Genomic DNA, 13023 nt, shown 5'->3' with positions numbered 1-13023 from the left:
ACTATCTTGTTTCGTAAGTTCAATAAGAAAAAAAGACGCTGCTGCAGCAACCTCTTGTTTAACTCTTGCACCCGTTAGTTTAAGTGAAAACCTTCACAATCTCTTTTTATCTTAACAAAATCTAATCCCTTAATTTGTAGGGGCATATCAAAAAGACGCCTTCTTACTAAAGAAAAGCGCCCTTTAGCTGAATAAGTAAAATTTCTATGTTAGCGCCTATTTTAATAAAATTAAATTAGTGTTGCAATCCGCTAACCATTTTAGTCAGTTCCGCCTCAAGTCGATCAAAGTTTTGTTCATTGGCTTCGTAACAGAAACTTCTCACTTTTTCGCATTCATTAACTGATTTGTGGAGCATTTGCCATATAAGTTCGGTTTTGCCTTCTCTCTCAGCAAATGTAATGGTTAATAAAAATTCATGTATTGGCCCCAAATGGTGGATAACAATCTTTTCAGGTTCAATTATTTCGGAAAAGATGGATTTATTCTCATAATCTACACCATTTGGTCCATGCATAATGAAACGCCAAATACCGTTTGGTCGCATATCAAACTCATGAAACGTATTAGTAAAGCCCTCGGGTCCCCACCATTTTTCCAAATGATTCGGGTCACTGAATGCTTTGAACATGATTTCACGTGGCACATTGAAGAAACGTGTGTTGACAATCTCACGATCAGAGATTGGCTCAGGAGAGTTAATAATCTTCGATACCCCAGTGGATACTCTTAACTCTTGATTATTTTTCAACTGTTCACCAAGCTGATCCAGCAAAATACTTGTCCCGTGCTCACGAACTGCGGCTGTATCATGGCCGTCTAGGAATGCGCCTTGCTCGGTAAAAATCAGGCGTGTTCCTTCATCAATTTGTTTAAACTCGACCGTTGCTACAGAAACGGAAATCCGCGTTTCATCGAGATCCATGGTGTAAGAATAGACAATACGATGTTCAGGAATGATCTCCTGATAGTGAGCCTTAAATGTGTAAACAGGACCTCCTGGAGGGCCGCCATGATTTATCTCTTGTCCACCCACTCGAAAATCAAACTCTTCCGCCTCAGTGAACCATTTTGCTTTAAGCTCAGGGTCCGCCCATGCAGCGAATACCTCTTCAGGTGTGAAATTATACACCTTTTCAATAACAAAGGTTTCGTGTGTTGCAAAGTGTTTTTTCATTCTCACTTCCTCCTTTTTTGGTGAGACGGATGATTAGAAAGGAATTCGCCAAGTCGATCAAATTGGCGCTCCATATTCTTTTGGCGCCCGTAAAAATAATTTTCATGACTTTTTTTCATCATTCCAATTGAATTTGTAAAATCTTGAACCGTCAATGTCTCTTTCGTTTGCAAAATCTCAGATACATTTTGTAAATCTTTTAACAGCTTCTGTTGAACTCTTATATTTTCTCTTAAACGTTCTATTTGAAGAGTCACCACTTCAATAGGGTTATACGTATGGTCGGCCAGGATCGATTTAATTTCCTCGAGCGTTAATCCTAAATCTTTTAGACTAAGAATTTGCTGTAACCGCGAAAGATCTGTGGCGTTATATAGGCGATATCCTGATTCTGAATAGTCTGATGGTGAGAACAATTCAATTTGGTCATAATACCGCAAGGTCCGAATCGTTAAACCGGTTAACTTTGCAAGTTCCCCTGTCTTCCATTTCTTCTTACCTGGAACTAAAATAACCACCCCCTTTTTTGCGAGAATTTTTACCGGTATCTTCACTATAAACCGTTACGTCACGTAAGAGTCAAGGGAAAATAAATTTTTTTGAATCATGAGAAAATCTTTATCCTACCTCGATAGCTTAAGTGTAACTTTTCACAAACAATCTTTAACCAGTATGTTTACTGTTCATGATTCTTCCACAATCTGGCCCGTTTGTGGAAAAAAGCTAATGACATTGTTCAATTAACCTGCCCCTTTAGTGAACAAAAAAAGACTGCCGCAGCAATCCTTCTTGAGCTTAGCACCTCGGTAAATTAACAAACACAACGAACTTTGTTGCACTTAATCTTCCAAAGCTAAACTTGATTTTTTATTTTTTTATTAGAAATTTATTGACAAAGTTGTCCTATTGGGTTAATAACAGTCAAGATATAAGTAATTCCATTATTTCTCCCCACATGGAGAAACCGCTCGTGAACAAATCTTCTATTAGCTGATATTGAGGAATAAGAAAAGCACAGTTATTTGTATGCCTATTTGTAGTAGTTTAGGCTGTGTATAAGCTTCTTACAATGACTATACAACATACTTATATCGTAGGTGCTTATATAAGAAAAGGAGGAATTTTTTGAATGTATAATCAGCCACTGTATAATCCATATATGAATTATACTCAGTATCCAAATTATCGTTTACAAAATTATGGTTATGAATCATTTGATGAAACAGCAGATGTTGGTTATGACGTGTATCGACCTGATGGTGCCCCAACAATGCCACCACCATCACAAATGCCAGCATTACCAGCAACATTTACTTCTGTTACTCCTGTACAATCTGGTCAAATAAGGGCATGGATGTGTAATTGTTTAGGTAAATGGGGACTTATAGGATTAAGAATGCCAGGACCTTTCGGAAGAGATTTTTGGTTTTTTCCAACTGAAATAAGAGTTGATAGTGTATCTGGGTATACCTGGCGAAGAGGGCGTAGCCAAAGAGTAAGGTATAGCTATCCGCAAATAAGAAACTTTATGTGTTTCGCTTAAAGTAATGGTCAAATAAATTATTTTAAATGAAGAATCCCCTTCTTCTTTTTATATTTTCAATTAAGTTAACATAAAATCGCAATCTGTAAAACGGTAATTAGTCTAACTAAAAATCAATATACAATAACAGTCGTTTTTGTATATTGTCATTAAATTAGTAATCTGTAACCCATAATATCTTAAATAGTTCTTAATTCTGTAAGATACTTTGTTGTTCATGACACGAACTCTGTCACGGGGTCCATATAAAGGTTATTTTTTACACAGACGGGATCCAATCTTCTTTATGAGCGTATGATAGGGTCCCTCATATAATAACCGCCCTTACAATCATTCACAATCGCTTAAAATCTCTTAACTCTCCATCTTACGTACAATTTTTATAAGATCCGGTAGCTCATGGATTTCATACGTCGGCTTAATTCCTAAATTGTTTTCCTTGATATGTGGATTGAACCAGCAGGTGTCAATCCCGTAATTTATCCCGCCCTGAATATCGGAGGTCAGAGAGTCGCCTACGATCAACACTTTAGCTTTATCTGTAACTTGTAGCTTGGAAAACGCATAATCGAAAATACCCTTTTCTGGCTTATGGAATCCAGCCTCTTCAGAAATAATAATATGCTCAAAAGTATTACAGAGAGGGGATCCCCCGATTCTTGATGTCTGCACATCCGTGAATCCGTTTGTTATAACGGCCAGCCGACAACTGACAAGATTTTCACATAATTTTACGGCCCCCTGTACAAGATGTGTTTCCTTGCCCAAATATCCAAGATACACACTGCTAAACGTATCTGCATTGATTTCAAGCTCTTTCGTAAGGAACAACCTCCTAAATCTCTCTACTCTCAGTTCTGATAAAGTGGTAAGCCCCTGTTCCAAATCTCTCCATAATACCTTGCTTATCTCTTTATAATTGGCTTCATATTCCGCCAATCCTGTAGGCAATCCGAACTCTACAAAAGCTTTATGTAGTGCCTTTTTTTCCGACAAACTGAAGTCGAACAATGTATCATCCACATCGAACAATATGATTTCGTATTTCATAACTTCCTCCATTAATCTGTACCGACCTAATTTGGACACTTATCTCAATTCTTTTCATAACAATAACATTGATGAGCTCTCTTGATTGTCCTACATAAAGGCAAATACTTAACCGGGATATACTTTTGGAAATTCACCTTTTTTAATAGCTTAAAATAAGAACAATATCCATAATATTATACTTTATAGGTAGGATCCCTTGTGCATCTAACCTGCCCCTTTAGTTTAATAAGAAAAAGGCACCAAAATGACAGCGAACCCTTAAACAAAAGCCCACTTGAAGATAGTATAGCTTATAATTATCCTCTAATTTATTTCGTTAAAGGACTTTGGAGGAGTTTAAGGAAAGATTGTAATACTGGCGATATCCATCTAGATTTATGATATATCATATTACTTTTAATAGGTTGTGACCCCTCGATTGCTTTAAAGATTAATTGATTATGTTTACAATTTTCTTCCACAACTATATAAGGGAGTATAGCAAGGCCTAACCCGCATAAAACTGATTGCTTAATAACTTCGATACTTGAACTTTCAAATGTTCTGTCAGGCATCTGCCCACTCATTCGTAAGTATGTATCAACCATTGTTCTGTACCCACAATTTCTCTCTGTATAGATAAACTGAAAATCTTTTAATATATCTAATGGATCCTCACAGGAAAATAAATCAGTCGGTAAAATCCAACCTAACTTCTCATCAAACAAGGTAGTTGTTATAAGGTCATCGTACTCCATCGTCTCTCCAATTAAAAATATTATGTCTGTTTCTCCTTCTCGGAGCTTCTTTATCGCTTGTTCATTTGTTGCTGTCTCAAGAATAATATTCACTTTAGGATTTAAAAGTTTATATTTTTGTAGAATATTTGGCAATCGATAAACAGCTAATGATTCATTCGCCGTAATCGTAAGTGTTCCCTCAGGATAATTACTATCTTGTGGTATTTCTTGTGCTTTTTCGTAAATAGCAAGTAATTCTAGCGCATAAGGATGAAAATGATGTCCTGCCTTTGTGAGAAGTATTTTTTTCCCTAAGCGATCAAAAAGAGGAGATTGTAAGTCGTTCTCCAAAGCTTTAATATGTGTTGTTACAGTGGATTGTGCATAATCTAATTCACGAGCTGCTTTTGAGAATCCTCCATATTTAACAACAGCACAGAAAGTCTTAACATGTCTCATTTCCATAGCTAAACCTCTTTTTAGTATCATAATTTATGATTGATTATATCATATCTTTCAATTTTCCAAATAAGAAATCATCCATTAAAGTAAAACTAAGGATTCAACTACTTAGAATTATTTATTGGAGGAGAATATATGAATAAAAAGAGCTTTCATGTCGCTGTTGTAGGTGCTACAGGTGCAGTTGGTCAAAAAATTATTGACTTACTAAAGCAAGTAACTCAATTTGATATAAAGGAAATCACTCTTCTTTCATCGAAGCGTTCTGCTGGTAAGAAAATATCGTTTAAAGATCGAGAAATCACAATTCAAGAAGCGAAGCAAACAAGCTTTGAGGGTGTTGATATTGCTTTTTTTAGTGCAGGTGGAGAAGTTTCCAGACAATTTGTAAGCTACGCGGTCGCTAGTGGCGCAGTTGTGATTGATAATACTAGCGAATATCGTATGTCAACTGAGGTTCCACTTGTTGTACCAGAAGTAAATGCACATACTCTTATTAAACATAAGGGTATTATTGCAGTACCAAATTGTTCTGCTTTACAAATGGTAACAGCACTTCAGCCGATTAGAAGAATATTTGGTTTAGAAAGAATTATTGTCTCGACATATCAAGCTGTATCAGGTACAGGAATACATGCAATAAATGAATTGAAAGATCAAGCAATGAAAATGCTTGCAGGAGAAGAGGCCACCGCTTCCATAATGCCTTCAAAAAAGGATAAAAAGCATTATCCAGTTGCTTTTAATGTACTGCCGCAAGTAGATGTTTTTACAGAAAACGATTATACCTTTGAAGAGGTAAAAATGATTCAAGAAACCAAGAAAATATTCGAAGATTCTAACCTGAAAATGGCTGCCACTTGTGTCAGAGTGCCGGTTGTAACTGGCCACTCTGAATCCGTTTATATTGAACTAGAACGTATTGCAACTGTTGATGAAATAAGAAATGTATTATCTTCCGCTCCAGGCGTTTTATTGCAGGATTGTCCAAGTAAACAGCTTTATCCAATGCCTATTTACACAGTAGGAAAAACAGATACGTTTGTTGGAAGGATCCGAAAAGATCCTGACAATCCATATGGTTTCCACCTATGGATTGTATCAGATAACTTATTAAAAGGAGCTGCTTGGAATTCAGTCCAAATTTTATTGACAATGGTCGAAAAAGATATCATTTAGTCTCAGCGCGTTAAAATGGAACAATACAGACAATAGAAAGACTCCATTTTGAAAAAAAGGTTGACTAAAATGGAGTCTTTCTTTGTTTATTAGGTTGTTTTTCTCTCAATAAGTTTAAATTCCAATTTTCGTAATGGATTGGTATGATTATTTAGTCGATTTAAAATGATTATAAAAGCATTCTCAGCTTGTAAATCAATTGGATAATGAACGGTGGTCAAATCCATGAAATGTGCAATATCCATATTACCAAAACCTACTACGGCAAAATCATTTGGGACATTTAAGTTAAGTCGTCGAGCTTCTGCCAATAATGCACAGGCTAAATAATCTGCCGTGCAAATAAATGCATCAGGTTTTACTTTTTGTTCTACCCACCATGAAGCAATTTTTTCACCATCTTCAATACTTCGTTGATCATAAAAATCTTGAAATTCGTGGGGATTAAAATTGTATTTTTCACAAAAGTCTTCATATGCTCTTATTCGACTTTTTGTGTTTTTGCCAGTACTCCGTCCATATATATTAACAATTCGTCGATATCCTTTTTTGTATAAATGCTCTAACGCTAGCATATATCCTTCATAATGATTCATAAAGACAGAGTTTACTTTTTCGAGTACTACTCGCTCCCATGCAATGATAGGTCCATATTTTGTATAACTCTCAATTTTTTCCCAATCATTAACCCTGACAACACATACAATTGCATCTAGTTGTTTTCGTCGAAGCATTTCAAGGGCTTCAATCTCTTTTTGTTTATCACCATTGGTGATAAACAAAGTAATATTATATCCATGTTGTTGTGCGACATTAGCAAAACTATGTACAAAAACGCTAAGTTCATCATTATAAATTAGTGCAATAATGCCAATTAGACGAGTTTTTCCTTTTTTTAAAGAAACAGCATTAATGTTCGGAACATAATCTAGTTGATCAATAATAGACTGAACACGTTCTCTTGTTTCGGGGCTAACATATCCTCGATTGTTTATAATACGGGAGACTGTAGCTGTTGAGACACCAGCAATTTTAGCGATATCCTGAATATTTGTCATTCGTTCACCTCATTTACACTTTACTTTAAGTACAGAGAAAAATAGTATTTCAGGCTCCTTTTTGATAAAACATGTGAACCTTTGGTCTTATGATTTTCTTGTCTGTAAATAAATTTTAAAAAATACCTTGACATGTAATGCATTACACAAAATATAGTAAAAAGGCAAGATGAGATCGTACAACAGAAGGTACGTATCTATTTTTTGTTCTTTTTAAAAAAAAATCCTTTTTAAAGGGTAATGCATTATTATCACTCAAGTAATTAATTAAAGAGAAGAGACTATGAAATAGATCATTGTAGAAATATATGATGAAATGAGTATTATTGCCTCTCAACAGTTATTAGGTTATATGTATCGCGATTACGGGAGGTCGTACACTACTAAATATGTATCAGAAATTAATACCATTCGGCAAAGATAAATCTTATTTGATAAAATTCCATTTGCAGGTGAGGATAGAGATGGAGTTTTACTATGAGTAATCTAAAGAAGGTTTATTCCCGCAGAAATTCAGTTAAAAAACATCAATAAATTAGATTCGACAAATTATGAAAGCAATGATAAACGCCTAAAAAAAGGAGGGTTAGATTTAATTCTCTTAGGAATTGGATCAGATGGTCATTATTGTGGGAATTTACATGATGCAATAAGAAATGAATATAAATTTCATTAGGATTGTTACTGGTTAAGCAGGCAAAACCTAAATTATTGACAGTGTAGGGCAACTATGAGCTCTTACATTGGCTGTAATTTAGGTTTTTTTAATTGATTAAAAGAAAATTACCTGATGGAGGTGATGTGGGAATACTAAAATCATTACATCACGCCAGTTATCATTACAAATCCAGATTGCTATCAATCTATCTCACCAGTTAAAGAAGGAAAAATAAATACAAAAGAAACATTTATGGCTTTACTGGTGTAAGGAATGAGTGTTAGGAGGAATATATCAATGGTACATTTTGAAAAAAGATCCCCAGAGAATTTTCTCTGAAGGGGCTCTACATCCCATTTTTGAACAAGAACAACTTTTGACAATTGTTGTAAATAAACAATAAAAAAATTTCAGGAGTGATAAAAATGAAAATTTTTGTAGGAAAAGATTATAACGAAATGAGCCAACTCGCAGCACATCATGTATTGGGTTATATGTACCAACCAAGTCGAGTAAATCTAGCAATTACAGCTGGCAGCACCCCAAAACGAATGTATGAATTATTAATACCACATGTTAAAGAGAAAACGCATTTTGATAACGTACACTATTATAACTTTGATGAAATTCCATTCAAAGGGGAATCTGGATTTGGAGTTACAATGCGCAACTTGAATAACATGTACTTTGATCAGGCTGGAATTGCAAATGATCGCATTCATGTATTAGACGAAACGAATTATCAAACACATGATGAGCGACTTGCTCAAGATGGCGGATTAGACATGATTATCATCGGTATTGGTGCTGATGGGCATTATTGCGGTAATTTGCCAGGGACGACTACTTTTAACGACATCACTTCGGCAGTTGCAACAGATGTAACAGAAGACATGCCGGAAATTATCCGTGGCGAAGTTGGTGGCGATATGAATAAGGTTCCTGATTTTTATGTCACTTTGGGGCCAAAAAGTGTCATGCATGCTCGTCATATCATATTAATTGCAAATGGCGAACATAAAGCAGATATTATTCAAAAAGCTTTGTTTGGGCCAGTAGATGCAAATGTTCCAGCATCTATTTTACAAATGCATCCTAACTTAACAGTCATTTTAGATAAGGATGCAGCTTCAACAATAAGATAATGTAGGAAATTATAGGGGGGGAAAGGTTAGTCTCCTTTTGGACCAATCCCCCCTAATGGAACAAAAATGGCAATAGAAAATTAACTACAAAGTCAAACCCATTGTGTTGGTTTATAAAAATGTTTGATAGAACAATCGTCATTAGCTTTTATTCAACAATCGGGCCAGATAGTTGAACAACATAAACAGAAAATGATCATACTTTTTTATAAAAACCCCTCTCACCAAATATATTAAGAGCTATTTTGATCAAAGATTTTTTCAAAAACAGGCTTTATTATAACGTTATTAAACGTACTAAACTGCTCCGTTAGTAGAACAAAAAAAGCAGCTGAAGCCACCCTGATCCTCTTTCTTCCACCTGTTAATTTAAACAAATATAAAAGCCGCCTATTAATTGTTTCTCTAAAAAAATAGCCCTCTAGACTGTTCGGAAACAATCCTCGAGGGCATCCAGTAATTATATAAAAGGGGGTCTTGAAAAGTATGTCTTAATAATAGCTCATTATTCTTAATAAAATCTTAACTTACTGCAATAGTGTCCTCTTAAACATAAGCACCCGTTGGTTGAATTAAGTATAGTTCATATCCAAATTTTATTTTGATATGCGTGGACGAACATACAATCAAATCCATGCTTATCCAAATATAATATTGAAATTATTCAAAAATGTGGTGATAAATAACAAATGGTATTCTTTCTGATATTCTTTCGTGAATCTTTAGAAGCCGCTCTGGTCTGTTCTATTATGTTTGGCTATCTAAGTATGGTAGGACGAAAGGAGCATTTCAAATATATTTGGTTAGGTATATTAAGTGGCTTTTTCGTATCGCTCGTTGGAGGTTCCTTGATTTATTTAACCATTGCAAATAAACTTCATTCTGACTTGCAAAATATTATTGAAGCTATATCCTATTTGCTAGCATGTGGTGTGTTGACGTACATGACATTATGGATAAAAAACCACGAAAATTTGAAAAGTGAATTGAATTCCAAAATGGAATCTACTCTCGATAAGAATTCCATGTTTGCAGTTTACTTCTTTGTCTTTTTAACAATAGGTAGGGAGGGATTGGAAATTATAGTGTTTACGTTACCAATTGCCTTAATTTCGAAGCCTATTATAAATGTTTTAGGGGCAGTTTTAGGAGTAATTAGCGGAATTAGTGCAGGCTATATTTTTTATAGATTGGAGAAAACTATTAACTTAAAAAAGTTTAATAGCATAATTTCTATTTTGTTTATGTTTTTGGGCTCTAGTTTGTTGGTAAATGGAATCGAGATTTTTCAAGAACTGGGATGGCTGCCATTCGGCAATGAACCGTTATGGACTACAGCATCCATATTGAGTGAAAAAAGTGAACTTGGGGATTTGCTACACTCATTCATCGGATATACCGATAGCCCAACGAGCTTACAACTAATTTGCTATTTTGGATATTTAACCATAGTCTTTAGCTTAAGACAATTTCGTAAATCTAAAAAGGGTAATTACACAATTTAAATTACTTAAAACGATCACACTTAACACCCAAATTTACTAAGTTTGTTTATCACTAGGAAGTTATTTCATAAAAAATAAACACGCCTATTAATTGAATTAAGGATAAATAGAAAATGAAAAGAGTGGGAAATGAAGTGACCCCCACTCTTAAACAAAGGTACTGCCTCCGTAAAAGCCGCCACCGTAGCCGTGCCAACCCATGTTTTTCTATCATTATGTCTAAAAAATCGTCGATTGTCCTGAAAATGTAAAGAAACGTCTGCAATGAAGCAAACGTCTCGTCCGTAGAGGTATTACCTAATGCTGGATATGGGAGGTAATTTTAATATATGTCCAAATAATGATTTTGAATTGGACAAGTGCTGAATTTACAAATTAAGGGCTTAATCTTTTTGGTTATTCACATGCAACTGTCTAAAATGATAGTTGTTTTTTTCGTAAATACTCATTATTTTTCTAGAGCGACCAAATTATTATAAATTTTGTTTGATCATCTGCTGTTCTTTAACTAAATTGCCACGTTAGTCATCCATGCAGCAAAGCTGCACCACAGAGAATGATAATGGATAGGATCTGTCAATACTGATACTGTCCTTAATCCAGTCACGCCCTCCTGTTTTTTTTGACGATCAGGCAGGGTCTTCTTAAGTATTGCCTTTTTTCGAGCCTAGAGGGAACTTATTTTCATTGTAGTACAACAAGAAAAAGGGATTGCCGCAGCAGTCCCAATCATTAACTCTTGCACCCGTTAGCTGAATAAGAAAACGTTCTTAAAAAACCAGTTCCACGTGTTATTTCTTCGACGATCAGTTCTTCTACTATCTGTTCTTCGATTATCTGTTCTTCTACTATCTGTTCTTCTACGACCCGAAGTATGATTTTGAAACATAAAATCACTTAAACCAAGAGTATTAGCTAGTTGTACTGCATCTTGAATATTTTTTTGTGAAAAGAATTCCACTAATAACACCTCCTACTGATAAAAAATATCATTCTGAAAGATCAACTGAATCTTTCATAGGTATGTTATGTGGACTAGCTCCTAAACGTGAGAGTCATACGTTTATTTTAAAAAATAGTTTTTTCAACTATACTGCCCCGTTAGCTCAATAAGAAAAAAGATCGTCGTAGCGATAATTACCTGAATTTCATCTTTCACTTAAAATAAAGGATAGCTTGAGTGAAAATCTCCACAATCAATCATATTTTACCTTAACAAAATCTAATCACTTAATGTGAAGGGGCAAATCAAAAAGACACCTTCTTACTAAAGAAAAGTGCCTGTTTGCGGGATATTAAGAAAATTCAAAAAGTGCTTCAAAAATAGCTCCTTATTTATTTACTAATGAGCTCGTAAGTTTTTGAAAAAGGGAAATGAAATAATAAACATTATACTTTAGCAGCAATCGCATTTCTCATTACGATTGTTGTTATTATTATATTCTTCTATACAATCAGCATTTAAACAATTACACTTTACCCAAATAGCTTCTTGTAATATTTGGAATAACTATTTTCCCTTTGCTGCTATATTTTTCAAATAAATTCGATAATGCAATAATGAAGGGATTATACTCCTTGTCGGTCTTTTTTGGGGAATAAGAAGCTGATAAGTACCTGCCCAAAAATCCAATTAAATTAAATTGCAAGTCATTGCGAAAATACTTAACATCAGACTCTCCATCTTTAAAAAATTGCTGAAATGCAATCGGGGTTTCCTCCATACCTCCGCTAAAACCTTTAAAATTTAGACAGTACTTTTTACAAATATCAGCACTTTCCTTATTTATATCGCTTGACCCATCCCGGCTATTCCAAACAAGGGCCACTTTCGCATCCTGTTTCAAAATCCGTTGACATTCCAATCTGAATGGATCCAGGTCGAACCAGTGAAATGCCTGTGCTACTGTTACTAAATCTAGACTATTATCTTTTATAGTTGTGTTTTCAGCCGTGGCCCTAACCGAAATAAACCGGGAATTAGGCTTTAAAGTTTGTTCCGCTACTGTTCTCATATTATCATTTGGTTCCACTCCGATAACAGTAAATCCCCTTTCAAGAAGCTGCCTGCTTAAAATTCCTGTCCCCGAGCCAATATCTGCAATCATACAATCCTCATTTATGCCAGCTTCAGAAATTAAATATTCAATATATTCAAGGGGGTAGCTGGGACGATATTTTGCATATACCTCAGCTTTGTCTGTGAATTTATCTGTTGATTTCATAAAACCACCTTCTCCTTTTATTTCCTAATTGCACTGAAATATAAAAATTTATTTTTAATATTTCTTCTTAATTATTACGAATTCCTTCTTTAACTAACTGCCAGTTTAATAGAGCTCACCTCAATATTATCCACATTTTAACAATAAATCCAACTTTCTTTTTATTATTTTATTACACAAAATGGCCAATTGTTGAAAAAATGCCAATGACGATTGTTCAAATAAACTCCCTCAATAAAGAAAGGAAAATCTCACGATTTCTTCGTTTTTCTTAGATTTTCATAGTAGTTTATTTACTA

Annotated in this window: 10 protein-coding genes; 4 read left to right on the top strand and 6 right to left on the bottom strand. The window is 34.7% G+C overall.

The annotated features are described in order from the left end of the window. Positions 1–235 precede the first annotated feature (235 nt). Both AC59HZ_RS30820 and AC59HZ_RS30815 read right to left on the bottom strand, forming a co-directional pair. Complete coding sequence (locus AC59HZ_RS30820) at positions 236–1177, bottom strand: SRPBCC family protein (RefSeq protein ID WP_496549517.1); 942 nt, start codon at positions 1175–1177, stop codon at positions 236–238. A 2-nt stretch (positions 1178–1179) separates the two neighbouring features. Beyond that, complete coding sequence (locus tag AC59HZ_RS30815; protein ID WP_496549516.1) at positions 1180–1695, bottom strand: MerR family transcriptional regulator; 516 nt, start codon at positions 1693–1695, stop codon at positions 1180–1182. A 611-nt stretch (positions 1696–2306) separates the two neighbouring features. Here AC59HZ_RS30815 and AC59HZ_RS30810 point away from each other — a divergent pair. Next, positions 2307–2720 (top strand): hypothetical protein, encoded by a 414-nt coding sequence (locus AC59HZ_RS30810; protein ID WP_496549515.1) that lies wholly within the window; start codon positions 2307–2309, stop codon positions 2718–2720. Between the two features lie 354 nt (positions 2721–3074). Here AC59HZ_RS30810 and AC59HZ_RS30805 read toward each other — a convergent pair whose 3' ends face one another. Beyond that, positions 3075–3770, bottom strand: a complete 696-nt coding sequence (locus tag AC59HZ_RS30805; protein WP_496549514.1) for a YjjG family noncanonical pyrimidine nucleotidase — start codon at positions 3768–3770, stop codon at positions 3075–3077. A 311-nt stretch (positions 3771–4081) separates the two neighbouring features. Beyond that, the gene (locus tag AC59HZ_RS30800; protein ID WP_496549513.1) at positions 4082–4981 is read right to left on the bottom strand and encodes a LysR family transcriptional regulator; all 900 of its coding nucleotides are present in this window, start codon (positions 4979–4981) and stop codon (positions 4082–4084) included. Positions 4982–5089: 108 nt separating this feature from the next. On the opposite strand from AC59HZ_RS30800, the gene AC59HZ_RS30795 reads away from it, so the two are divergent. After that, on the top strand, positions 5090–6133 hold the full coding sequence (locus tag AC59HZ_RS30795) for an aspartate-semialdehyde dehydrogenase (RefSeq protein WP_496549512.1): 1044 nt from the start codon (positions 5090–5092) through the stop codon (positions 6131–6133). An 89-nt stretch (positions 6134–6222) separates the two neighbouring features. Here the strand turns inward: AC59HZ_RS30795 and AC59HZ_RS30790 are convergent, their stop codons facing one another. After that, positions 6223–7191: a LacI family DNA-binding transcriptional regulator gene (locus AC59HZ_RS30790; RefSeq protein WP_496549511.1), complete on the bottom strand. Its 969-nt coding sequence runs from the start codon at positions 7189–7191 to the stop codon at positions 6223–6225. A gap of 1083 nt (positions 7192–8274) precedes the next feature. On the opposite strand from AC59HZ_RS30790, the gene AC59HZ_RS30785 reads away from it, so the two are divergent. Both AC59HZ_RS30785 and AC59HZ_RS30780 read left to right on the top strand, forming a co-directional pair. Next, entirely contained in the window at positions 8275–8994 is a 720-nt protein-coding gene (locus AC59HZ_RS30785; protein ID WP_496549510.1) for a glucosamine-6-phosphate deaminase, read from the top strand. A gap of 689 nt (positions 8995–9683) precedes the next feature. Next, positions 9684–10499: an FTR1 family iron permease gene (locus tag AC59HZ_RS30780; RefSeq protein WP_496549509.1), complete on the top strand. Its 816-nt coding sequence runs from the start codon at positions 9684–9686 to the stop codon at positions 10497–10499. Between the two features lie 1469 nt (positions 10500–11968). On the opposite strand, the gene AC59HZ_RS30775 is transcribed toward AC59HZ_RS30780, so the two are convergent. After that, complete coding sequence (locus AC59HZ_RS30775; RefSeq protein ID WP_496549508.1) at positions 11969–12724, bottom strand: class I SAM-dependent methyltransferase; 756 nt, start codon at positions 12722–12724, stop codon at positions 11969–11971. Positions 12725–13023: the final 299 nt, after the last annotated feature.

It is taken from the genome of Neobacillus sp. DZ-9 (assembly GCF_059587065.1).
Note: the sequence above shows the minus strand (reverse complement) of the source record. Positions and strands in the feature narration are given on the sequence as shown.